General features: G+C 56.7%; 20 protein-coding genes. 11 read left to right on the forward strand and 9 right to left on the reverse strand.

The genetic code is table 11. From position 1 onward, the window contains the following. The first annotated feature begins 28 nt into the window (after positions 1–28). Positions 29–2,290 carry an NADP-dependent malic enzyme gene (locus MWU39_RS00375; protein ID WP_247157998.1) on the forward strand — a complete coding sequence of 754 codons (2,262 nt, stop codon included), beginning with the start codon at positions 29–31 and terminating at the stop codon, positions 2,288–2,290. A gap of 6 nt (positions 2,291–2,296) precedes the next feature. Here MWU39_RS00375 and MWU39_RS00380 read toward each other — a convergent pair whose 3' ends face one another. The 4 genes from MWU39_RS00380 to MWU39_RS00395 form a co-directional block, all read right to left on the reverse strand. Continuing rightward, the gene (locus MWU39_RS00380) at positions 2,297–3,073 is read right to left on the reverse strand and encodes a DUF3592 domain-containing protein (protein ID WP_247157999.1); all 777 of its coding nucleotides are present in this window, start codon (positions 3,071–3,073) and stop codon (positions 2,297–2,299) included. A 91-nt stretch (positions 3,074–3,164) separates the two neighbouring features. Continuing rightward, entirely contained in the window at positions 3,165–4,382 is a 1,218-nt protein-coding gene (locus tag MWU39_RS00385) for a DUF917 domain-containing protein (RefSeq protein WP_247158000.1), read from the reverse strand. Between the two features lie 25 nt (positions 4,383–4,407). Beyond that, complete coding sequence (locus tag MWU39_RS00390) at positions 4,408–5,220, reverse strand: DUF1353 domain-containing protein (protein WP_247158001.1); 813 nt, start codon at positions 5,218–5,220, stop codon at positions 4,408–4,410. A 79-nt stretch (positions 5,221–5,299) separates the two neighbouring features. Beyond that, positions 5,300–6,001 carry a tRNA (guanine(46)-N(7))-methyltransferase TrmB gene (locus MWU39_RS00395; protein ID WP_247158002.1) on the reverse strand — a complete coding sequence of 234 codons (702 nt, stop codon included), beginning with the start codon at positions 5,999–6,001 and terminating at the stop codon, positions 5,300–5,302. 131 nt (positions 6,002–6,132) lie between these two features. Between MWU39_RS00395 and MWU39_RS00400 the strand changes: the two genes are divergently transcribed. Beyond that, positions 6,133–7,347 carry a mechanosensitive ion channel family protein gene (locus MWU39_RS00400; protein ID WP_247158003.1) on the forward strand — a complete coding sequence of 405 codons (1,215 nt, stop codon included), beginning with the start codon at positions 6,133–6,135 and terminating at the stop codon, positions 7,345–7,347. A gap of 62 nt (positions 7,348–7,409) precedes the next feature. Here MWU39_RS00400 and MWU39_RS00405 read toward each other — a convergent pair whose 3' ends face one another. The 3 genes from MWU39_RS00405 to lptB all read right to left on the reverse strand — a co-directional run bounded on the left by MWU39_RS00405 (position 7,410) and on the right by lptB (position 10,628). Further along, positions 7,410–8,105, reverse strand: a complete 696-nt coding sequence (locus tag MWU39_RS00405) for a response regulator transcription factor CtrA (RefSeq protein WP_247158004.1) — start codon at positions 8,103–8,105, stop codon at positions 7,410–7,412. A 230-nt stretch (positions 8,106–8,335) separates the two neighbouring features. Continuing rightward, positions 8,336–9,841, reverse strand: coding sequence for an RNA polymerase factor sigma-54 (gene rpoN, locus MWU39_RS00410; protein WP_247158005.1), 1,506 nt, complete (start codon positions 9,839–9,841; stop codon positions 8,336–8,338). 10 nt (positions 9,842–9,851) lie between these two features. Next, positions 9,852–10,628 (reverse strand): LPS export ABC transporter ATP-binding protein, encoded by a 777-nt coding sequence (gene lptB, locus MWU39_RS00415; protein WP_247158006.1) that lies wholly within the window; start codon positions 10,626–10,628, stop codon positions 9,852–9,854. 252 nt (positions 10,629–10,880) lie between these two features. Here lptB and MWU39_RS00420 point away from each other — a divergent pair, with 252 nt between their 5' ends. After that, positions 10,881–11,258 carry a hypothetical protein gene (locus MWU39_RS00420; RefSeq protein WP_247158007.1) on the forward strand — a complete coding sequence of 126 codons (378 nt, stop codon included), beginning with the start codon at positions 10,881–10,883 and terminating at the stop codon, positions 11,256–11,258. 33 nt (positions 11,259–11,291) lie between these two features. Here MWU39_RS00420 and ppa read toward each other — a convergent pair whose 3' ends face one another. Next, on the reverse strand, positions 11,292–11,822 hold the full coding sequence (ppa, locus tag MWU39_RS00425; RefSeq protein WP_247158008.1) for an inorganic diphosphatase: 531 nt from the start codon (positions 11,820–11,822) through the stop codon (positions 11,292–11,294). Between the two features lie 120 nt (positions 11,823–11,942). Between ppa and hisS the strand changes: the two genes are divergently transcribed. The 7 genes from hisS to MWU39_RS00460 all read left to right on the forward strand — a co-directional run bounded on the left by hisS (position 11,943) and on the right by MWU39_RS00460 (position 20,146). After that, positions 11,943–13,199 (forward strand): histidine--tRNA ligase, encoded by a 1,257-nt coding sequence (gene hisS / locus MWU39_RS00430; RefSeq protein WP_247158009.1) that lies wholly within the window; start codon positions 11,943–11,945, stop codon positions 13,197–13,199. Beyond that, complete coding sequence (gene prfA, locus MWU39_RS00435; RefSeq protein ID WP_247158010.1) at positions 13,199–14,266, forward strand: peptide chain release factor 1; 1,068 nt, start codon at positions 13,199–13,201, stop codon at positions 14,264–14,266. Before hisS ends, prfA begins: the two co-directional genes overlap by 1 nt. Continuing rightward, on the forward strand, positions 14,263–15,090 hold the full coding sequence (gene prmC, locus MWU39_RS00440) for a peptide chain release factor N(5)-glutamine methyltransferase (protein ID WP_247158011.1): 828 nt from the start codon (positions 14,263–14,265) through the stop codon (positions 15,088–15,090). The genes prfA and prmC overlap by 4 nt, the downstream gene beginning before the upstream one ends. Positions 15,091–15,328: 238 nt before the next feature. Then, entirely contained in the window at positions 15,329–15,958 is a 630-nt protein-coding gene (locus MWU39_RS00445; RefSeq protein ID WP_247158012.1) for a DUF4167 domain-containing protein, read from the forward strand. A 28-nt stretch (positions 15,959–15,986) separates the two neighbouring features. Next, a complete protein-coding gene (gene lnt / locus MWU39_RS00450) occupies positions 15,987–17,594 on the forward strand; it encodes an apolipoprotein N-acyltransferase (RefSeq protein WP_247158013.1) in 1,608 nt (535 codons plus the stop codon). Between the two features lie 90 nt (positions 17,595–17,684). After that, positions 17,685–18,932, forward strand: a complete 1,248-nt coding sequence (metK, locus tag MWU39_RS00455) for a methionine adenosyltransferase (protein ID WP_247158014.1) — start codon at positions 17,685–17,687, stop codon at positions 18,930–18,932. Positions 18,933–18,952: 20 nt separating this feature from the next. After that, on the forward strand, positions 18,953–20,146 hold the full coding sequence (locus MWU39_RS00460) for a DUF418 domain-containing protein (protein ID WP_247158015.1): 1,194 nt from the start codon (positions 18,953–18,955) through the stop codon (positions 20,144–20,146). Here MWU39_RS00460 and MWU39_RS00465 read toward each other — a convergent pair. After that, on the reverse strand, positions 20,143–21,306 hold the full coding sequence (locus MWU39_RS00465; protein ID WP_247158016.1) for a CaiB/BaiF CoA-transferase family protein: 1,164 nt from the start codon (positions 21,304–21,306) through the stop codon (positions 20,143–20,145). The two genes, MWU39_RS00460 and MWU39_RS00465, sit on opposite strands and share 4 nt — an antisense overlap. A 130-nt stretch (positions 21,307–21,436) precedes the next feature. On the opposite strand from MWU39_RS00465, the gene MWU39_RS00470 reads away from it, so the two are divergent. Beyond that, entirely contained in the window at positions 21,437–22,513 is a 1,077-nt protein-coding gene (locus MWU39_RS00470) for a hypothetical protein (RefSeq protein ID WP_247158017.1), read from the forward strand. The last annotated feature ends 6 nt before the right edge of the window (positions 22,514–22,519 follow it).

A 22,519-nucleotide genomic window follows, 5' to 3' on the forward strand; every position in this document is an offset into this window, starting at 1 on the left:
CGACATTTGGGGCAAGGAACAATCCACCATGGCTGATGATCGCAAGAGCGGTTTTACCACGCGCGAGGCACTGTTTTACCACGAGACGATTCGTCCGGGTAAGCTGGAGGTGGTCGCCACCAAGCCGATGACGTCGCAGCGCGATCTTAGCCTTGCCTATTCGCCCGGTGTTGCAGCGCCCGTTGAAGCTATTGCTGCCGATCCATCACTCGCTGCGCGCTACACCGCGAAAGCGAACCTTGTCGCGGTTATCTCGAACGGGTCTGCCATCCTTGGCCTTGGCAATCTTGGCGCGCTGGCGTCCAAGCCTGTGATGGAAGGGAAAGCTGTTCTCTTCAAACGCTTTGCCGATGTTGATTCGATCGACATCGAACTTGCGACCGAAGACCCCGAAGCTTTCATCAACGCGGTTGCGCTGATGGAGCCGACTTTTGGGGGCATCAATCTCGAAGATATCAAAGCGCCCGAATGCTTCATCATCGAAGCCGCGCTGCGCGAGAGGATGAATATCCCAGTCATGCATGATGATCAGCACGGGACGGCGATCATCACCGCGGCAGGCTTGCTGAATGCGTGTCACCTGACTGACCGCGATGTGAAGAACGTAAAGGTCGTCGTGAACGGCGCGGGTGCGGCGGCAATTGCTTGCACCGCTTTGATCAAGGCGATGGGTGTGCCTCACGAAAACGTGATCATGTGCGACCGTTCTGGTCCGATCACTCCGGGCCGCGACAATGTTGACCAGTGGAAGAGCGCGCATGCAGTTGCGACCGAAGCGACAACACTGGAAGAGGCTCTCGACGGAGCGGACATCTTCCTCGGCCTGTCAGCGGCGGGTGCGCTTAAACCCGATTGGGTGAAGAAGATGGCCGATAAGCCGATTATCTTCGCGATGGCCAACCCCGTCCCGGAAATCATGCCGGACGAAGCCAAAGCTGTCCGTCCTGATGCGATTATCGCCACGGGGCGCAGCGATTTCCCGAACCAAGTCAACAATGTGCTGGGCTTCCCGTTCATCTTCCGCGGCGCGCTTGATGTGCAGGCGACAACGATCAACGAAGAAATGAAGGTTGCCGCCGCCTCCGCGATTGCCGAACTGGCCCGTGAGCGCGTGCCCGAAGAAGTTGCCAGCGCTTACGGCAAAAACCAGAAATTCGGCACCGACTACATCATTCCCGCGCCGTTCGATCCGCGCCTGATCGAAGTCGTTTCCTCCGCCGTTGCCAAAGCGGCAATGGATTCCGGTGTAGCCAAAGCGGACATCGCGGATTTTGACGAATACCGCACCAAACTGCGCTCACGCCTCAACCCGACCACATCGGTTCTTACCGGCGTGTACAACGAAGCGAAATCCAATCCCAAGCGGATGGTTTTTGCAGAGGCCGAGGAAGAAGTCGTGCTGCGCGCCGCAATTCAATACCGCGATTTCGGCTATGGTACGCCGGTTCTTGTGGGCCGGACCAAGGCTGTGCTCGACAAGCTGCATCAGCTTTCGGTCTCCGACCCGAGCAGCTTTGAAATCCAGAACTCCGCCGATAGCGAGCATGTCCCCGCAATGGTGGACTATCTCTATAACCGGCTTCAGCGCAAAGGCTTTACAGAGCGCGATGTCCGCCGTCTCGTCAATCAGGAGCGTAACGTGTTTGCTGCGCTGCTCGTGGCGCTTGGGCACGGCGATGGCATGATTTCCGGCCTTACGCGGACTTTTGCGCAGACCGTGCGCGAAGTGAATATGGTGCTCGATAAGAAACCGGGCGCGTTGCCGTTTGGCATTCATATGATGCTGGGCAAGAACCACACGACGTTCCTGGCTGATACGACCATGAATGAGCGGCCAAACGCGGAAGAGCTAGCGCACATCGCGAAAGAGACCGCCGCCGTTGCCCGCCGCATGGGCCATGAACCGCGCGTTGCGTTTCTATCCTATTCGACCTTCGGCAATCCATCGGGTCAGTGGCTCGGCAATATCCGTGAAGCGGTTTCTATTCTAGACCGCGAAGATCCCGGTTTTGAGTATGAAGGCGAAATGGCGCCCGACGCTGCGCTCAATCCGAAGGTCATGAAGCTGTATCCGTTCAGCCGCCTTTCAGCGCCTGCCAACGTGCTCATCATGCCGGGGCTGCAATCAGCGAACCTTTCGGCAAAGATGCTGCGCGAATTGGGCAGCAACGCGACAATCGGTCCGATGCTGCTGGGCATGGAGAAACCGGTCCAGATCGTACCGATGACTGCTCTTGCGCCGGATGTTCTTACTCTTGCTGTGCTCGCTGGTGCAGGAGTGGTCGGCTAGACCCGCTTAGGTTTCATCGCGGCGCGCGGCTTTGCCAAATGAGCGGCGCGTCTCGCCAAATCGCCAAGGCCGGTCTTCGTCTTGCGAGGCTGAAACTGTCACATTGTCGACATCGACATAGCTCTTTTTGCTGTTCTTTGCGGAGAGATAGACCGGGACCTGATCGCCTTTTTTCGCGCCGATCGGGCGCTCCCAAAGAGCGTCGCTCTTGAATTCGGTCATTATGCCAGTGCGAGGATGTTCGGCTTCGGCGATGATGCGCCACGGATGCCGGTCATTAACGGCAAATCGGCGGTCCTGGCTGACATCGGTGATCGTCCCTCTGACCTGTAGGCCTGCTTGGACCAGTCCTCTGATCGCGCGAGCACGCAGCATGGGGTAAACGACCATACCGCCGCCGATCAGGACGAACAGGCTGCCTATCGCCGTGAAAATGGTTGGCAGCAAGAAGCGTTGCCCGAAAGTGTCAATTCGCGCGTCTTGCGGCCTGAGTGGATCATAGATGATGTCGACCTGCTCTCCGACTGAAAAGCCGGGAGAACTGCTGCTTGTCTTGCTGGAAAATTCGTATCGTCTGCCGCTCGTATCATAGAATTCGGCAACGGGGCGGTACATGGTTGTACCTTCGCTGTCGCGGTAATCGGCAAGCTCGATAATTGTGCCTTGGGCGGAAAAGCTCACATCGGAAAGGGCAAGCTCGCCCCATAGCATCCAGCCGCCGATCGCAGCGAAGATCGCGCCAATGCCGGCGAAGAACATCCCCGTTATCGATATCGTTTTCATGTCTGCCCCCTCTAACCGCTGCTATAGCACGAAGTGGCCAACCAAACGTGAATTGGATTCTATTGAGCTCTAAAAGCGGCTATTCAATCAGTTAAGCCAGCCGTTCTTCAATCGGCATGTAGTCAATATCATATCCGAAATAGCGCGGATTGAAGACTGCGAGGCCCGCTTCGCTGCGCCACAGCGGATCGCAGCGAAAGCCCAACGCTGCAACTGCCTGCCCGCGTTCGAAACCTGGATTGATAACGCCATCTGCGGTCTCGAGATCGATCAAGGAAACCAGATCGGGACAGGTCGCAATCACCGCGCCATCGCGGCGAGCGACAAGGTGTTCATTCTTAACATTGGTTTGGAAGGTTTGACCGGCAAATGCACCAGTGCCGCTTACATCGACGGTTCCGACAAGGAAGCCGTCTTCGTCTTTCCACTCGAAGTCCGAAACGGTGCCAGTGAATAGCAGATAGCCATCGCCTGCGACCCTTGCAGCCTCGATCGGGTCCGTGCCCGCCGCTTTCGCTTCGCGCACTGCTTTGCCAATGCTTTGGGCAAGCGAGAGGCTGTCTGTGACCAGCGTTCCGGTCTGTTTGGCCTGAGTTCCCGTAATCGGGCTGTCCGTGACGCCGCATTCCCGGCTGACCACTGCGATACTGCGTAGAATGTCTTCGGCGCGTGTGGGATCGCCAAGGGTCTCGACGATCATCGTATCGCCAAAGGGTGTGGCCGCGCCAATCGGCGTAAGCGGAACGCCCGCAACCTTCACCGAATGCTGATTGATTTCAGGCACAGCGCGGCCAACCGTGTCAGCATCAAGCGCCGGAACGCCCAAACGGGCGGCGGTCGACAATCCTTCAGCGAGGCTGAGAGGGCCGATTTCGCCCATGATTACGCCTGCGAATTTCTGTCCGATATGTTTCTCAAGCGCTTCGAAAGCGGCTTGCACTGGAACTTCGACAGGGTTCTCAACCGCGTCGAGCTTTGCCTGCATTTCCTCGCTCGTTTCGGCGAGGCTGGCGAGACCATAGGGGCAAGCGACGCGGTCTGTATCGGAAAGCGCGCTGACCGGTATCATCGAGAATGTCAGGCCTGCCGCGAGGTCTTTGGCGATCAACTCACGCGCTGCGCTCAAGCTGCCGCCGCCTCCGGTGCCGAGGTATGAGCTTCCGACAAGTGCGTCCTCAAGGCTGGTCGCGTCCATCGACACAGCATTCTCGTTACTCGCTCCTCCACCGCCTGCAGGGATTTCTCTGCAAGCGGCGAGAGTTCCGGCGGCCACTGCCAAACCGCCCAGAAATTGCCGCCGTGATGCCATTGCTTTTGCCCCTAGTTTGGGCAGGCTACATGTTTGGTGTTCGCAGCGTGCCGATTTCGTTGAGAGCAGGGTTCGACAGATTTGTCTGGAATTGCAACATCTGCTCTGTCGGCATTAACACTTGCCCTCGATCATTGATGGTCGCGTACTGATCGACCGATTGCTGTGCCTCGGTCAACGCGACATCATAGTCGAAGATGGTTGGAGGAGCATAGCTTTCGGAACTGAAGTTGGCTGCCCCCTCTGATCTTATTCTGGCTTCTACATCTCTCGCCACTTCAAGTTCCCAAGCTTCCTGTCTGCTGCTTGCGATAGACCGAGCGATCCGTTTGCTTGGATCGAAAGAGAAACTGATACCTGTCGCGCCTCTTAAGCGTTTCTTTCCGTACTTGCCGGTCCAGCGATGCGTTGAGTCCCAGCGTGGGCCAAGAAGGTCGACAATCTCATATTTGATTTTGGCTTCGACAGGATCCACTCCGCGAGCAAGCATACCGTGGTGGAACACTTTGTGCGTCGCTTCCCACGATCTGCTCATCGTATCGCAGTAGTAATCGTGAATAATCGCCGCGTCTTTGTAGCTGCCTGCCCATGGTCCGCCGGCAAGAGCCCAAACGGCCCGGGGAATCGATGCGCCGTCGGACTTGTAGCCCTTAGGAACAGACCAAAGCAGGCCCTGCGGATCGCGAAAGCTGAACCTGCTTAGCAATTGCATGTACTGGCCTGGCAGCGAGCGTAGTTCGGCGTATCCGAGAAACGTGTTGTTTTGTGCTCTGGACAGCGACGGAAGGCCGAAAGCAAAAGCTCCAACGCTATAAGTAATGAAACTACGCCGGTTCATATAATCCCCCTAACAATGCAGAGTGACTATTTCAGAGATATTCCTTGGCAACAAGCTTTTCGGAAATACCTAGTATTATTCAAATCCGCCGAAAGCGGAAATACCAGACTTCGTGACCGAACGTGTTGCGGGCTTTGTATTCGTAACGTGTTTCGCACCAGCCGCTCGGGCGGTTTTGCCAGTTGGATGGGCCTTCTACGACCCATTCGAACTTATCCGTATGGCGCTGCATCACCATCAACGCGTGGCGCAAATAGATGTCGTGATCGGTGCCAAAGCGGAATTCGCCGCCGGGTTTCATCTTTTGCGCGATGAGTGAGATCGGACCGTCATTCACCATGCGCCGTTTGGCGTGTTTGTTCTTTGGCCATGGGTCGGGATGCAGCAGATAACACATGGTGAGCGCGCCATCGGGCAGGCGTTGCAGCACATCGATCGCATCGCCGTGGTGCAGGCGGATGTTGGCGAGCTTTTCATCATCGACATGCCCCAGCGCCGCAGCAACGCCGTTTAGAAACGGCTCCGCACCAATAAAGCCGTGATTGGGCAGAAGATCTGCGCGGTAGGCAAGGTGTTCTCCGCTGCCAAAGCCGATTTCGAAATGAAGCGGGCAATCCTCGCCAAACAAGTCTTTAGCTGTGACCGGACCTTCGGCTGGAACCGCAATTTTGGGGAGCAGATCATCGACCAAACCCTGCTGCCGCCCGCGCAAAGGTTTCCCGATGCTGCGGCCGTACATTCGGTTAAGGGTGGTTGGATCGCCTTCTTTAAATGCTGACATAATGCGGGCGGGTAATGGCGCGAGTAGGGCCTGTCTAGTGCCGGTTTGCGTCCCGATCCGCGACTATCGCGGTAGGCGTGTCTGAGAGAAAGGTTGAGCCAATCCTCACGGCGCCTATATCCCGAACCTCTATGCAAGCTCTTTCCGAAACCTTTTATTCGCAGCCCCTCTGGGCCCAATCTCTTATCGGATTGGTATTGCTGGCCGCGGCAGCGCTGACTCTCAATTATGTGCTCAAGCATGTGATTTTGCGCCTCGCGGCGCCGTATCTGGATGAAAAGACGACCACAATCGACAAGGCCGCAGCCTGGCTCGCAACGGCGGCACCGCTGCTTGTTATTTCGCGCGGGATCTATCTCGTCCCGCATTTGCAGGAAGAGGTCTACACGGTTGTACGCAGCGTCGCGCAAGCTTTGATTGTCATCTCGGTCGCCATGGCGATCGTAAAAGCGCTGACCTATGCGAACGAGCTTTACGAGCGGATGCCGCGTTCGAAGAACAAGCCGATCAAAGGCTTTGTACAGGTTGTAAAAATCCTCGTCCTGTGCGGCGCGGCGATCATTCTGATCTCGGTCCTAATCGACGAGTCGCCGCTGCTGCTGCTGTCGGGGCTAGGCGCGATCACTGCGGTGTTGCTGCTGGTGTTCAAAGACACGATCCTGAGCCTCGTCGCGAGTGTGCAACTGACCACGCAGGACATGCTGCGCGTTGGCGACTGGATCACGATGCCCAGCATGAGCGCGGATGGTGATGTGATCGATATCTCTCTGCATACCGTGAAAGTGCAGAATTTCGACAAGACGATCGTCACTATTCCTACGCACCGGTTGGTTTCGGATTCCTATCAGAACTGGCGCGGGATGAGCGAAAGCGGCGGGCGGCGGATCAAACGTTCGCTGGCCATCGATCAGAATTCGATCCGGTTCTTGAGCGACGATGAAGTTCTCGATCTGAAAAAATTCCGCATTCTCAAACCCTATCTCGCTGGCAAGCGTGATGAGATTACGGAGTGGAACGAAGCCGAATTGTCGGGAGAAGAAGCGGTTCCGGTCAATGCTCGCCGCCTAACCAATATCGGGACGTTGCGCGCCTATATGGCGGCTTACATCCGCTGGCACCCGCAGATCAGCGACAACTTCCTGATCATGGTGCGCCAGCTCCCGCCGGGCCCGCAGGGTGTCCCGTTGGAGATTTACTGCTTTACCGACACCACCGCATGGGAGGTCTATGAAGGTATTCAGGCGGACATTTTTGATCACCTTCTGGCGATCCTTTCCGAATTTGACCTGCGGATATTCCAAGAGCCGACAGGCGGCGACTTCGCTGCTCTCACCAAAGCAGGCTGAAACGAAAAACGCCCGCTGACCTCTCGGTCGCGGGCGCTTTCAATCTCTTTGGCTTTGGGCGCTTAAGCGGCCTCTGCCTCTTCGTTCGGATCGCGCAGCACATAACCGCGGCCCCAAACAGTCTCGATATAGTTTTCGCCGCCGCATGCATGGCTGAGCTTTTTGCGCAGTTTGCAGATGAAGACGTCGATAATCTTGAGTTCCGGTTCGTCCATCCCGCCATACAGGTGGTTGAGGAACATTTCTTTGGTCAGCGTGGTGCCCTTGCGCAGTGAGAGCAGCTCAAGCATCGCATATTCTTTACCGGTCAGATGAACACGTGCGCCGTCGACTTCAACAGTCTTGGCATCAAGGTTCACGGCCAGTTTGCCGGTGCGGATGATCGACTGGCTGTGGCCTTTCGAACGACGCACAACAGCGTGAATGCGGGCGACCAGCTCTTCGCGGTGGAACGGCTTGGTCACATAGTCATCGGCACCGAAGCCGAACGAACGGATTTTGCTGTCCATTTCGGCAATACCCGAAAGGATCAGAACCGGCGTTTGCACCTTGGCAACGCGCAGCTTCTTAAGCACGTCATAGCCGTGCATATCTGGCAGGTTCAGGTCGAGCAGGATGATATCATAATCATACAGCTTACCCAGATCGAGGCCTTCTTCACCTAGATCAGTCGCATAGACGTTAAAGCCTTCAGTAGTGAGCATGAGCTCAATGGCTTTCGCCGTTGTCGGCTCGTCCTCAATCAAAAGCACTCGCATATCTGGTCCCCTACGTTGCCCCAGAAGGTGGCGCTCACCTCTTGGCAAGCTTTGGTGGTAACGCCTCGGTAAGAGGTGTTGTCATGTATTAACCACACAAGTTCTGAACGGAAAAGGTTAACGCGCCGTAAACGGATGGCTTGAAAAATTGTGAGTCTTTGAGGTCACAGGTGTTTTTGCGGGCAGGCAATACGCACGAAAGGCCCCCTGAGCTAACACCCAGCTTCGCTTCAAATCCCGCTAAGCTTCTTTGCCCGCCGCCGCTGTGCGCTGGACCCGATCCCGATGGCTTCGCGATATTTCGCGACGGTGCGCCGTGCGAGATCGAAGCCTTCTTCTTTCAGGAGATCCACCAGCTTTTGATCAGACAGCACCTTTTTCGGGTCCTCGGCATCGGTGAGAGATTTGATCCGCGCCTTAATCGTTTCCGACGAAGCGCCTTCGCCGTCGCTCGATCCGACACCGCTGTTGAAGAAGTACTTCAGCTCAAAACAACCGCGATCGCAGTGGAGGTATTTGTTGCTGGTCACACGGCTAACCGTGCTTTCATGCATGTCGATCTGCTCTGCGACCTCACGCAAGGTCAACGGACGCAATTCGGAGACGCCTCTACGGAAAAACCCGTCCTGCTGCTTTACGATTTCCGCAGCGGTTTTGAGGATGGTTTTTTGCCGCTGGTCAAGAGCCCGGATGAGCCAATGGGCATCGGCCAGCTTTTCCTTGAGCCAGCTTTGTGCCTCTGCGCCGGGTGAACCCTGATTAAGCTCGACATAGTAATCGCGGTTCACGACCAGCCGAGGCAGTGTCGCCTCGTTCAGTTTGATATCCCAGCCGCCATCGTCCTTTGATGAAAGCAATACATCGGGCACGACTGCACTGTCTGTTGCGGGTGCAAAAACGAGACCGGGTTTGGGATCAAAGCTGCGCAATTCGCCAAGCATATCGGCGAAGTCTTCATCATCGACGCCGCACAGGCGTTTCAACTTCTCGACTTCACCGCGCGCGACCAATTCGAGGTTGTCGATCAGCTTTGCCATGCAGGGATCATAACGGTCTGCTTCGCGCGCCTGCAGCTCAAGACATTCGGCCAGGCTGCGCGCTCCCACTCCGGTTGGATCGAGCATTTGCAGTACGGTGAGACCGTCATCAACCTCGTCCCGGGTGACGCCGAGGTCGTAGGCAACTTCGCGTAGGTCGCTGCTCAGATAGCCCGCATCATCGAGCAAGCCGACCAAATGCCGTGCGATAAAGGCTTCTTTGGCATTCACAGCAATTGCGCCGATTTGCTCGTTAAGATGCTCGGTCAATGTCGTTTCCGCAGCGCGGGTGGCATTGATATCCGGAAAATCCTCGCCGCTCGCTGCGCCGCTGGATGCAGCAGAACCCCATTCGGCATCACCCGAAGCGCTTGCCGCGTGCGAGCCATCGCCCGTATCGCGGTCCCGGTCGAGCGCGCCAGTATCTAGATCAAGCGGGGCCTCTTTCTCGCCCCCACCCTGCGCCATCAGCTGGTCTGAAGTGAACTCTTCGCGCGGGATGTCATCCGGCTCTCCGCCTCCCGTGTCCTCGCTGGACACCGACCCGGCTTCCAGCAGAGGATTGCCTTCAAGCGCATCGCCGATGAAGGTTTCGATTTCGAGGTTTGATGCAGCCAGCAGTTTGATCGCCTGCTGCAATTGCGGCGTCATCACCAATTGTTGCGATTGGCGTAGGTCCAGTCTGGGTCCGAGCGCCATGGCGTCTATGTCAGAGCGTGAAGCTCTCTCCCAGATAAAGCCGCTTTACATTCTCATCAGCGACAAGGTCTTGCGGTGTACCAGCGAACAGCACCTGCCCGCCATAAATGATGCAAGCGCGATCAACGATGTCGAGCGTTTCGCGGACATTGTGATCGGTGATGAGAACACCGATCCCGCGCCGCTTGAGGTCTTTGACGAGATCGCGGATATCGCTGATCGATAGCGGATCGATGCCTGCAAAGGGTTCGTCCAGCAGCATGATCGATGGCTTTGCCGCGAGCGCGCGGGCGATTTCACAGCGACGGCGTTCACCGCCAGAAAGCGCCATGGCTGGGCTTTCGCGGAGCCGCTCCAGACCGAATTCGCCGAGCAGGCGCTCCAGTTCGGCTGCGCGCGTATCGGCATCAGGTTCAACCATTTCGAGAACGCAATTGATGTTCTGTTCGACAGTCATTCCGCGAAAGATGCTTGTTTCCTGAGGCAGATAGCCGAGGCCAAGGATCGCGCGGCGATACATCGGGAGCTTCGTAACATCCTCGCCATCCATCAGGATCCGCCCGGAATCCGGTTTGACCAGACCCATGATGGAATAGAAGCAAGTGGTCTTCCCGGCCCCGTTCGGGCCTAGCAGGCCAAGCACTTCGCCTTTGCCGACGCTCAGCGAGATATCGGTGAGGACAGCGCGCTTGTCATAGCTTTTGGCAATGGAAACAACTTCCAGCCCGCCATCGGGCAGCGGAACGGTGGCATTTGCCGGTTCTTCGAGAGTGGTGGACTCGCTCATAGGCACTAGCTTTAGCAGCCTCTTCTTAACAGAAAAGGGGGTTGATCCGTTTTGGCAGGATTTTTGCTTTGACGCGCTCCGGATAGCAGGAAACCTAGGCGGGCCGGGCAGAATCCAAACGATTCCGGACCTTTGGCTGTCCGCAATTGCGCCCAGTGCAACAGCATTTCAATTTGGTTACTGCGCTTGCAAGCGGGCGATGTCTTTGAGATACTGCGTGCGGAGAGACACTAACCGTTGGGGAGCGGTCAAATGGTAAATCAAGAGACACGGGCGGCGGTTCGCGCCAATGCCGAAGAGCGCGGGACTGACTGGCGCAAATCGATCAGCGATCATGTCGCCTATGCATTGCTGGTGTACACTGGATTGCAGATTTTTGTGACGGTGAAGGCGCTGTCCGAGGGCATGTCTTCGATCCTCCCGTACTTCGCTTTGATCATTCTCGTCGCTGCGATCATTCCCGCCTGCCGCTGGTTTGAGAAGCGCTGGAAAGACATGCCCGACGAAGAAGCGTTTGATCCCGCTTATGCCGGCGCGTTCCGCCGCGACATCATCATGCTCTGGACGCTGGCAATCGGTCTGCCTCTGCTGCTGACAGGCATTTTCAAAGCGGCGTTTACGCTCGTCTAGTCAAACGGGGCGGCTTTCACCGCCCCGCTTTATTCAGGCTTCTTTTGCGCGCTCGATCGCTTCGAGCACGATTTGACGTGCTTCGGCGCGGTCGCCCCATTTGCCGATGCGGACCCACTTTTCAGCTTCCAGATCTTTGTAGTGGGTAAAGAAGTGTTCGATCTGTTGGAAAATGATCGAAGGCAAATCTTTGGTTTCGCCAACATCCGAATAATACGGGAATGTCGTGTCCACCGGCACACAGATCAGCTTTTCATCGCCGCCATGCTCGTCTTCGAGGTTGAGCACACCAATCGGGCGGGCGCGAACAACGCAGCCAGCCATAAATGGCGAACGCGCGATAACAAGCGCATCAAGTGGATCACCATCAGGTGAAAGCGTATGCGGGACAAAACCGTAATTCGCCGGATAGCGCATTGGTGTGTGCAGGATACGGTCAACAAACAATGCGCCTGACTCTTTATCGAATTCGTACTTCACCGGCTCACCGCCAGTAGGCACTTCGATGATGACGTTCAGTTCGTCTGGGGGATTTTCGCCGGTGGGGATTTTGTCGATACGCATATGGGGTTCCTGTATTGATTGCGGCCCCTCTCCCAAGGACTTCGCGCGGCCCTTAGCCCAGCGACGAGCATTGCGAAAGACCTCACTTGTCCTTAACTGCGCCCAAAAGACAGGACAGGCATGAGCAAGAATACCCCTAAAGCCATTCGCGGAACACAGGACATCTTTGGCGCAGATGCGGAGGCGTTTGCCTATGTGGTCGAAACGTTCGAGCGTGTGCGTAAGCTTTACCGGTTCCGCCGGGTCGAAATGCCGGTTTTTGAAAAAACCGAAGTTTTCAGCCGGGCCATTGGTGAGACAACCGATGTTGTTTCCAAAGAGATGTATTCGTTCGAGGATCGCGGCGGGGATTCGCTCACGCTGCGCCCGGAATTCACCGCTGGTATTGCCCGCGCTTTCCTGACCAATGGCTGGCAGCAGCATGCGCCGTTAAAGGCCGCAACGCACGGCCCGTTGTTCCGGTATGAGCGCCCGCAGAAGGGCCGTTATCGCCAGTTCCACCAAATTGACGCGGAGATCATCGGCGCGGCTGAGCCTCAGGCGGATGTCGAATTGCTCGCTATGGCCGATCAGCTTTTGAAAGAACTCGGCATTGAAGGGGTGACTTTGCACCTTAACACTTTGGGTGATGCCGATAGCCGTGATCAATGGCGCGCTGCGCTGATCGACTATTTCAAGAAAGTCGAAGGCGGGCTGTCCGAAGACAGTCAGGAACGGCTTGAGAAAAACCCGCTGCGTATTCTCGACAGCAAGGATCGCCGCGATCAGCAGTTCCTCGCTGATGCGCCCAAGATTGATGATTTTCTGACCGATGAGGCCACGGCGTTTTTCGAGGCGGTGACGAGCGGTCTCGACGCAGCCGGCGTCAAATGGAAACGTGCCGAAAGTCTGGTGCGCGGCCTCGATTATTATCGCCACACCGCGTTCGAATTTATTCCTGATGAAGGCTCTGCAGCAGCAGAAGCCTTAGGCGCGCAAAGCACCGTGCTAGGCGGCGGGCGCTATGACGGTTTGATGGAGTCGCTTGGAGGCGCGCCAACGCCCGCAGTCGGCTGGGCTGCAGGCATAGAGCGGCTGGCGATGCTGGTGGGTCAGCGAGCAGAGCAGCCATTGTTGGATGTGATTGTTGCTGTTGAAAATGACGAGGCTATCGGTTCTGCATTAAAGTCAGTCAGCGCCATGAGGCATGCTGGTCTGTCAGTCGATTTGATCGCGTCGGGTTCGCCCAAGAAAAGGTTTGATAAGGCGTCAAAAGTGAACGCACGGGCGCTCCTTTCGATTGACATCCGCGATGGCGAGACTCAGGCCAATGTCAGGTCCGCAGACGCGACCGGCCTGACTTCACAAATAGACGCCCTTCTGAAGAACTTGCTCTAATGCAAATTCCCGCCGCTCGTCTTGATCAGATCGCCAACCGTTTTGCGGAGCTTGAGGCGCGCATGGCGTCGGGCACGCTTGAGGGCGACGAGTTCGTCAAGGCAAGTCGCGACTATGCCGAGCTGGAGCCGGTCGCCAAGATTGCCCGCGAAGTGAAGGCAATGCGCGAGGAGACGGCCGGGCTGGAGGAGATGCTCGCCGATCCGGAAATGAAAGCGATGGCGGAGGAAGAACTTGCTGCGATCCGCGAGGCTCTTCCGGAAAAAGAGCGCGCGCTCGCCATTGCGCTGCTTCCCCGCGATGCGGCGGACAGCAAGCCCGCGATGCTTGAAATTCGCGCTGGCACTGGCGGGGATGAAGCCGCTTTGTTCGCGGGCGATCTTTACCGGATGTATGAACGCTTCGCCGCCGATAATGGCTGGAAAGTCGAGCCGGTCAGCATGAGTGCCTCCGAAGTGGGCGGGTTCAAGGAAGTGGTCGCCAATATCACCGGCGCAGGCGTGTTCGCACGGCTTAAATTCGAAAGCGGCGTCCACCGTGTCCAGCGTGTACCAGTGACTGAGAGCGGTGGCCGGATTCACACTTCTGCTGCGACGGTGGCGGTCCTGCCTGAGCCGGACGATGTGGATGTGAATATCGATCCCGGTGACCTAAAGATCGACACATATCGTGCGAGCGGGGCGGGCGGTCAGCACGTCAACACCACCGATAGCGCGATCCGTATTACGCATGAGCCTTCGGGTATCGTGGTCACCTGTCAGGACGGGCGCAGCCAGCATAAGAACCGCGAAAAAGCGATGCAGGTTCTGCGGGCGCGGCTGTTCGAGAAAACCCGCGATGAAGCCCAAGGCGCCGAAGCCGAAGCGCGCAAGGCGATGGTCGGCAGCGGCGACCGTTCGGAGCGCATTCGCACGTACAATTTCCCGCAAGGCCGCGTGACCGATCACCGTATCGGGCTAACGCTGCATAAGCTCGAAGAAGTGCTGGCAGGGCCGGGGCTTACCGAGATGGTCGACGCGCTGATTGCCGAAGATGAAGGTAAGCGGCTCGCCGCGCTAAACGAGTGACGGTTGCTGAGGCGATCCGTGCTGCGGCGGACAGGTTAGCGGCAACCAGCGATACCGCGCGGCTGGATGCGGAATTGCTGATGGCGCATGCGCTCGGTGTCAGCCGTTCGGATATGCTGATCGGCAAAATGCGCGATGCTGCTCCGGCTGAATATGAGGCTCTGATCGCGCGCCGTGCTTCGCGGGAGCCGGTGGCGCATATCATTGGTGAGGCCGAGTTTTACGGGCGGACATTCGCCGTATCGCCTGACGTCCTGATCCCGCGAGGAGACAGCGAGGTTTTGATCGACGCGGCGATTGAGCTTGCGCCGTCTGCCGGGCGGGTGTTCGATCTCGGGACGGGCTCTGGTGCATTGTTGATTACGGCAATGCTTGAGCTTGGTTCGAAAGAGGGGTTTGGACTTGATGCTTCACCGCCCGCCGTCAAGATTGCCCGAAGGAATGCGGACTCCTTGGGCCTGACCAAAGAAATGGCGCAGTTTTTGTGCCGCGATTGGCACTCAGAAGGCTGGAGTGATGATGTCGGCACATTCGACCTGATCCTATGCAATCCGCCCTATGTCGAAGCGGACGCTGATCTTGATCCTGATGTTCGAGACTATGAACCAGCCAGCGCCCTTTTCGCTGGAGAAGAGGGGCTTGACGACTATCAGGCGATCATCCCGCAATTGCGCAAGTTGATGAATGACGATGCGGCCGCGATCTTTGAAATCGGCCACACGCAAGCAGGTCCCGTAAGTGAAATGGCCGAAAAGGTGGGTTTCTCGGTCGAAATGCGACGCGATCTTGCAAATAGGCCACGCGCTTTGATCTTCCGCGCATGAAAACATCACTAGGGCTTGGCAAAAGTGATTCGCCTCGCTACCTCCGAATCAGGACACCGATCTGCGAAGGGCGCAAATCGCTGTACCAAGCTCCAAATTCGATGTCAGACGGCCATCAGGGCACGCCCATGGCCATGACAACGCGGAGCGCGCGTCGTTACAGACGCATAGACGAAAGGTCTGTTGACCACAGTGCTCTCATTTCATTGCACCACGGTCGCAAACGGGAAGATTTTCCTTGAACAACAATCGCAATAACAATCGTCGCCGCGGTCGCGGCAATCGCCATAGTCAGGGCGGGGCCAACAATCAGAACCGGATTGATAGCCGTGCGCGCGGAAATGCTCCGCAGCTTCTCGACAAGTACAAGAAGCTTGCTCAGGATGCGCAGCACCACGGTGACCGGGTGCAGATGGAACAATATCTGCAATTCGCCGACCACTATTTCCGCGTGATTGCCGATAACAAGGCGCGTCAGGACGAAGCCCGGGCCAAGCGCAATGAAGAGCGCGGTCAGGCCAATGACGATAGCGATGAAAATGAGGATGGCGATAATCGGCGCCGCAACAACCGCCGCCCGCGTGGTCGCCGTGAAGATGGCGAAAGCCAGCATGATGCTGAAAATTCGGCGGAAAACGAAGACGAATTCTCGGAGGATGCTCCGGAAGAAACCGAAAAGCCCAAGCGCCGGGCTCGCAAACCTCGCAATGATGGCGATGGCGAAGAAAAGCCACGGCAGCGCAAACCGCGCCAGCCCCGCCGTGAAAAGAACGACGAGGCCGCAGAAATCGACTCGTCTGTCCTTCCGCCAGCAATCGGCGGTACGTCAGACAAGGACAGCGACGACAGCCTAGAAGCAGTCGGCTAAGCCTAGGCTCTGGCGGCCAATCGGCTTGATGGAAAAGCTAACGCAGAGACTGATCGAGCTTTCGGGTGATTGGCCGAAACTGACTGCGCTGTTGCTTGGTGCAATTGCTGCACTGGGGTATCCGCCGCTTCACGGCTGGTGGATCGCGCTACCGGCAATCGCGCTATTTGTTTGGCATTTGCATCGGGCTCCAGATTGGCGCGCTGCCATGGGGCGCGGTTGGTTATTTGGTTGGGCGCATTTGACGCTCGCGAATAGCTGGATCGCCACTGCATTTACGCATCAAGCAAAGATGCCTGAATTCCTCGGCTGGATCGCTGTTCCGTTGCTTTGCGTCTATCTCGCAATTTATCCTGCAATTGCCGCGCTCGCGGCGCATTTGCTGGCGAAGCGAGCAAGTCCGCTTGCTTTCGGCACCATCTTGGCTGGCGCTTGGATAGCAACCGAATGGCTGCGTAGCTGGGCCTTTACAGGCTACCCGTGGCCGCCGCTCGGACTGATATTTCTTGGCGGATGGAATGTGCCGGGGATTGCTGCTGTCCTTCCTTGGACTGGTACTTATGCGCTGTCCGGTTTCGTTCTCTTCGTTGCGACGATTGCGTTGTGGCTATTGAGCACTCGCCGATGGTGGCAAACGGGGGTTTTGGCGCTTGGCGTGTCGGTTTTGATGCTGTTTCCGGCTATCACTGTCACCTCGCCTAACGATGGCGTTGAATATACATTGGTCCAACCTCTGCTGATGCAGGATGAGATTAACGATCCGACTAAGTTCGAAGAGCAGTTTGAGCGCATCAGTAATCTCACCGTTCCAAGCAACAACCGCTCGCGGCTTGTGTTGTGGCCGGAAAGCGCGGTGCCGGATTACCTCGAAGACGGCTACCCGCAGCGATATTATGACCGGATGACAGTGGGCGGCGATCCTGATTTTGCACGGCGACGCATCGCAGCGGTAATCGGGCCAGATGCGACTTTGCTAACTGGTGTGGTCAACCTCGATTTCCGGGAAAAAGCCGGCATAAAAAGCGTTGAATCTGCGCGAAATTCTGTGCTGTCGATTGATGGGTCGGGTGATATCACGGGGCATTATGCGAAGGCGCATCTTGTGCCCTATGGTGAGTACCTCCCTATGCGCGAGGTTCTGCAGCCGCTTGGCCTATCCCGACTGGTCGCCGGTTCTATCGACTACAAGGAAGGCCCCGGACCGGGTACGATAGATTTGGGAAAGCATGGCAAGGCCGGCATCCAGATTTGCTACGAAATAGTGTTCTCAGGCCAGGTCGTCGACCAGACCAATCGCCCGGACTACATTTTCAATCCCTCCAATGACGGTTGGTTCGGAGTGTGGGGACCGCCGCAGCATCTGGCTCAGGCACGGATGCGCGCAATCGAAGAGGGCCTGCCTGTGCTGCGTTCTACCACGACCGGCATCAGCGCCGTGATCGATGCAGGCGGTGTCGTTCGCAAAAGCATCCCATCGGGCGCTGCCGATACGGTTTCAGGCATTATCCCTCCGGCTAACGCACCTACTCTCTTTTCAAAGCTGGGAAATGCACTTGCATTGATGTGGGCTGCCTTGCTTCTGGTGCTCGGAATTAGCCTGCCGAGAATGCTTGCGCTGACTCGCTCGCGCGGCTAGTGCAGGCGCAAGACATAAAGGTTTCCTTATATCTGCATGAGGCGCCTTTAAAGGACACTATCTCCATCGCGGAAAGCCCAAGGATTATTCATGCGCAACGATTTTCTCTTCACATCGGAAAGCGTTTCCGAAGGCCATCCAGACAAGGTTTCGGACCAGATTTCTGACGCCATCGTTGATTTGATGTTGGCAAAGGATGCGGAAGCCCGTGTCGCGTGCGAAACTATGACGACGACACAGCGTGTGATCCTGTCTGGCGAAATCCGCTGTGCTCCGATGTATGACGAGCGCAACGAAGAATGGGCAGTCAACGGTGGATGGGCCCCCGGTGCCAAAGAAGAGATTGAAAAGGCTGTGCGGGCAACTGTGCGCGACATCGGCTATGAACAAGACGGTTTTCACTGGAAAACTCTGACTTTTGAAAACCACCTTCATGGTCAATCCGATCATATCGCGCAGGGTGTCGATGCGGGCGCTGATGGTTCGAACAAGGATGAAGGGGCGGGCGACCAAGGCATTATGTTCGGGTTTGCCTGTGACGAAACGCCTGACCTTATGCCGGCCACGCTCGACTACAGTCACAAGATTCTCGAGCGTCTGGCAGCGGATCGCCACTCGGGCGCCGCGCCATTCCTTGAGCCGGATGCGAAGAGTCAGGTCACTCTCCGTTACAAAGACGGCAAGCCCGTCGGATGCACAGCGATTGTTGTGTCGACACAGCATGCCGAGGGGTATGACGACGGCGAAAAAGAAGCAGAATTGAAAGCCTATGTGAAAGGCGTTGTCGCTGACGTTTTGCCTGAAGGCTTTCTTTCAGACGAAACGCAATGGCATATCAATCCAACGGGCAGCTTTGTAATCGGCGGTCCGGACGGAGACGCCGGATTGACGGGGCGCAAGATCATCGTTGACACTTATGGCGGGGCCAGCCCTCACGGAGGCGGCGCGTTCAGCGGCAAAGACCCGACCAAGGTGGATCGCAGCGCGGCTTACATCACGCGCTACCTTGCGAAAAATGTGGTTGCAGCCGGTCTCGCCAAACGCTGCACTATCCAGATTGCCTATGCCATTGGTGTGTCCGAACCGCTTTCGCTTTATGTCGACACACATGGTACTGCTGCCACTGGCGTGGACGATGCAGCGATTGAGAATGCTATTGAAAGCATCGGCAAGCTCGGTGGGCTTACGCCGCGCGCAATCCGGACGCATCTGGGTCTCAACAAGCCGATTTATCGAAAGAGCGCAGCATACGGTCATTTTGGCCGCAAGGCTGAAGGCGATTTCTTCCCGTGGGAAAAAGTCGATTTGGTCGAAGACTTGAAGGCAGAGCTATCCTGATCTGATAAACGCCACTGACCATGGTGGCGCTTTCATCTGGACCAAAACGCATTGTCGAGCTCGACGCGCTGCGCGGGCTCGCGGTGATCGGCATTGTCTGGATGAACGTCTATGTTTTCGCGCTGCCTCTGGCAGCGTACTACAATCCCATTGTCTGGGGCGGCGAAAAGGCGATTGATCAGCTGGTCTGGGCGATCAGTTTTGTTTTCATTGAAGACAAATTTCGCACCCTGTTCGCGATGATGTTCGGGGCAGGTTGCCTCATCTTGCTAGAGCGGGATGGGCACGCGAATTGGCGTCCTCACTTTGCCCGAATGGCGATCCTATTCGCCTTTGGCATCGTCCATTCGGTGCTGCTTGCGAGCAATGATGTGCTGCGAGTTTATGCGCTCGCCGGGCTAGTTTTGCCTTTCTTCGCCACGCTCTCTCACCGGGCGCTCTATGCTCTCGCCATTGGTTTTTTGGCGGTCCACGTGGGCGGCGGAATTGTTGCTTTTGGTAGCGTCGTTGTCGATTTCTATGCTGGCCGTTTGGAAAGCGATGCATCGCTGTTCGCCCAAAGAGCGTTCGGCGATAATGAACCGGCGCTTCGGGTTGCGCTCGAATGGGGGCGGGAAAGCTTTTCAGAACGCATTGTGAGACGTGCAGGCGACATCCCCGCCCAAATATGGACCATCGCAGGTTCGCTTCCGATCAATCTTGCCGGGATGACACTTGGCATGGCGCTTTGGAAGGATCGGATGCTGGCGCGCGAATGGCGCATGTTCAGAATGCAGAGACTGGCGGCGCTCTGCGCACTCGTCTCGATCCCTGCATTGCTGGCGTTAGCATGGTGGGTTTCAGACGAAGGATTTCCGGGCGCATTGGTCGGGCCGGTCGCGCTTATCCTGTCTGCTCCGTTCGACACTTTGCTTGCGCTCGGATACGCTGCGTTGGCGATGGCCTTCTTTTCTGCGAGCGGGTCAATCACTCAGCTGTTGGCCAGCGTGGGGCGCCTTTCCTTGACCAATTATGTGATGAGCAGTGTGGTCCTTGCAGCGATCTTCGCAAGTTGGGGCTTTGGGTTGTTTGGCAATGTCTCACGAAGTCAGGCATTCGTGATCAGCTTCGTACCGATCGCAGCCATGCTCGTCTGGTCTCCGCTATGGGATGTCCGGTTTGGCCGCGGACCTTTGGAACGGCTGTGGAGGCGCGCTGCAAAAGCGCTGACCTAACCGTCTTCCCCAAGCATGGGTGAAGGGCGGTCCATAGCCAATTCCGCATCCGAAAAGGTAAAGGGAGAGCGCACGCCGGGCATTCCCCCCAGATCGACGCGCATTCCGCGCGCCATCACCTGAGGGTCTTCAAACACCTCATTCAGCTCGTTTATGGGGCCAGCAGGAACGCCGTTTTCTTTGCATGCGGATAGCAAGTCGGCCTTGCTCCATTTGGCGGTCTCGATCGCAATTTGCGCATCGAGTTTAGAGGCGTTGGCGACCCGATCGCCATTGCTTGCAAAATCGGGATCATCGGCCCAATCAGCGCGGCCGAGCACCGTCGCAAGCTTCGCGAACAACCCGTCATTTGCTGGTGCAAGAATGACATGCCCATCGCTCACCGGGAACACACCATACGGCGCGACCTGCGCATGCGCATTGCCCATGCGTGGCGGGTTGGAGCCGGTATTGAGCAGATAGCTCGCCTGATTGGCCAGAAGCGCGACCGAACAATCCATCAATGCCATATCCAAATGTTGGCCGCGCCCTTGCATCGGGCCGGGCCGTTCGCGTTGTAGCAAAGCGGCCTGGATACCGTTCGCGGCCCATGTGCCGGTGGTGAGGTCGGAAATGGAAATGCCCATCTTCATCGGGTCCCCCTCCGGCTCTCCGGTGACAGACATAAACCCGCTCATACCCTGAATGACGAAATCATATCCGGCTTCATAAGCGCGCGGGCCGGATTGGCCGAACCCCGTAATTGAGCAATAGACCAGCCCCTGATTGCTTGATCTCAACGAACCGTAGTCGAGGCCAAATTTGGCCAGGCTAGCAGTCTTGAAATTCTCGATCACAACATCGGCTGAGGCGCAAAGATCGCGTACACGCTTCAGGTCGGTCTCATCGCGAAAATCAGCCACGATGGACCGCTTTCCCCGGTTGCAGGCATGATAGTATGCTGCCTCGCGTTGCACCTTTCCGTTCTTATCGGTCCGTTCCACCCACGGAGGTCCCCAAAGCCGTGTCCCATCACCCTCCGGGCTTTCGACCTTGATCACGTCCGCGCCAAGATCGGCAAGGATTTGTCCGGCCCAGGGGCCTGCGAGAACGCGCGCGAGTTCGACGACCTTGAGACCGGCAAGCGGCGATTTTTGATTGCGAGGATGATCTAGCCACATAGCGCCATCGCTCGACCAAAGCCTGCATCTCGTCAAGGGTGACAAGCGGAGAAAGATGCTGGCAAGTCTAGGAACGGTTTGCCCGACCGTTTCAGTCATGCCAGAACATGCTGAACTCGGGAGGTTTTGTATGCGTAGGTCGATGAAAAATGTCGCGTTGTTGGTAACAGCGGCAGCAACTGTGCTCGCGGGTCCGGCTTCTGCGCAGCGAGCGATAGAACTTCCCGAGGAAGCCTGGGTCCACCCACACAGTGAAATCACGGTTCCGACTACCCTTGCAGGATTGCCGCGCAATCGGGTGACCGAGTTCGCACCGGATTATCTCAATATCGGCATTTCGTTTCGCGATGAAGCGGAAGAGCTATCGCTGTACATATACCGCGACACGAATGGCGGGGTTCCGGTCTGGTTTGAGCAGGCGCGAACAGGAATTGAAAATCGTGATACTTTTGGCAGGCCCAAGCTGCCTTATCTGATTGAACCTTATGCGTGGCCTGGGGCCGAAGCCTGGCAGGGCCAGCGCGCCATTTATGCGACCCCGAAAAGTTCGGTCGGGAAAAGCACAGGTTTGGTTCTGTTCTCGGTCAAAGGCTGGTACGTTAAAGTGCGCGCGACTTCGGCCAATCGATCAGCAGAGGAATTGGGAGCATGGATTGATTCAGCGTTTGCAGAGCTTACTCCACCTGAGGCGCGCGTAAACCAACCTGCAGTCATTCCGGTTACAGACTGCGAAGAGAAACTTGTCTTCAAAAAGAAGGCCAAGGACGCCAAAGTGGATGGTGCGTCAAGCCTCATAAGCGCGTTGCTAGGCGGGATGATCGCCGAAAAAGTGCAAGAACAACAGCAAAGCGCAGAGCCGAAGAAGGCTGTCGCATGGTGCCGTGATTCCGCAATTAGCACCATGCAGGTCGCCTATCGCGCAAACGCATCGAAAGATTCATATCTGATCGCTTTTGGCGATAGCGGCATGGGGGTTTCAGTGGCACCTGATAGCGGGTCGGATTTGCTTGCCGATCCCAAGAAGAACAAGAAAAAGGTGTTCTCGATAACGGTGATAACCGATGATCAGCGGATCAATTTCGTCCCGCAAAACCGGCTACCATCGCTCAAGCGGGTTCTTGAAATCATCAACGAAAATCGCCGTACCAGCGCCGTATCGACGTGGGGCGATGATTCAACGATCGAACTAAATCCTGACTCGCTTTAGATTTGC

It is taken from the genome of Erythrobacter sp. F6033 (assembly GCF_023016005.1).
Classification (GTDB): Bacteria; Pseudomonadota; Alphaproteobacteria; order Sphingomonadales; family Sphingomonadaceae; genus Erythrobacter.

Bases quoted from the DNA above. Each gene is read 5' to 3' on its own strand.
- MWU39_RS00465 (WP_247158016.1), bottom strand. From the start codon at position 21,306: ATGTGGCTAGATCATCCTCGCAATCAAAAATCGCCGCTTGCCGGTCTC.
- prfA (WP_247158010.1), top strand. From the start codon at position 13,199: ATGCAAATTCCCGCCGCTCGTCTTGATCAGATCGCCAACCGTTTTGCG.
- rpoN (WP_247158005.1), bottom strand. From the start codon at position 9,841: ATGGCGCTCGGACCCAGACTGGACCTACGCCAATCGCAACAATTGGTG.
- MWU39_RS00395 (WP_247158002.1), bottom strand. From the start codon at position 6,001: ATGTCAGCATTTAAAGAAGGCGATCCAACCACCCTTAACCGAATGTAC.
- MWU39_RS00390 (WP_247158001.1), bottom strand. From the start codon at position 5,220: ATGAACCGGCGTAGTTTCATTACTTATAGCGTTGGAGCTTTTGCTTTC.
- MWU39_RS00420 (WP_247158007.1), top strand. From the start codon at position 10,881: ATGGTAAATCAAGAGACACGGGCGGCGGTTCGCGCCAATGCCGAAGAG.
- MWU39_RS00460 (WP_247158015.1), top strand. From the start codon at position 18,953: ATGGTGGCGCTTTCATCTGGACCAAAACGCATTGTCGAGCTCGACGCG.
- lnt (WP_247158013.1), top strand. From the start codon at position 15,987: ATGGAAAAGCTAACGCAGAGACTGATCGAGCTTTCGGGTGATTGGCCG.
- MWU39_RS00400 (WP_247158003.1), top strand. From the start codon at position 6,133: ATGCAAGCTCTTTCCGAAACCTTTTATTCGCAGCCCCTCTGGGCCCAA.
- MWU39_RS00375 (WP_247157998.1), top strand. From the start codon at position 29: ATGGCTGATGATCGCAAGAGCGGTTTTACCACGCGCGAGGCACTGTTT.
- hisS (WP_247158009.1), top strand. From the start codon at position 11,943: ATGAGCAAGAATACCCCTAAAGCCATTCGCGGAACACAGGACATCTTT.
- ppa (WP_247158008.1), bottom strand. From the start codon at position 11,822: ATGCGTATCGACAAAATCCCCACCGGCGAAAATCCCCCAGACGAACTG.
- MWU39_RS00385 (WP_247158000.1), bottom strand. From the start codon at position 4,382: ATGGCATCACGGCGGCAATTTCTGGGCGGTTTGGCAGTGGCCGCCGGA.
- MWU39_RS00380 (WP_247157999.1), bottom strand. From the start codon at position 3,073: ATGAAAACGATATCGATAACGGGGATGTTCTTCGCCGGCATTGGCGCG.
- metK (WP_247158014.1), top strand. From the start codon at position 17,685: ATGCGCAACGATTTTCTCTTCACATCGGAAAGCGTTTCCGAAGGCCAT.
- MWU39_RS00470 (WP_247158017.1), top strand. From the start codon at position 21,437: ATGCGTAGGTCGATGAAAAATGTCGCGTTGTTGGTAACAGCGGCAGCA.
- lptB (WP_247158006.1), bottom strand. From the start codon at position 10,628: ATGAGCGAGTCCACCACTCTCGAAGAACCGGCAAATGCCACCGTTCCG.
- MWU39_RS00405 (WP_247158004.1), bottom strand. From the start codon at position 8,105: ATGCGAGTGCTTTTGATTGAGGACGAGCCGACAACGGCGAAAGCCATT.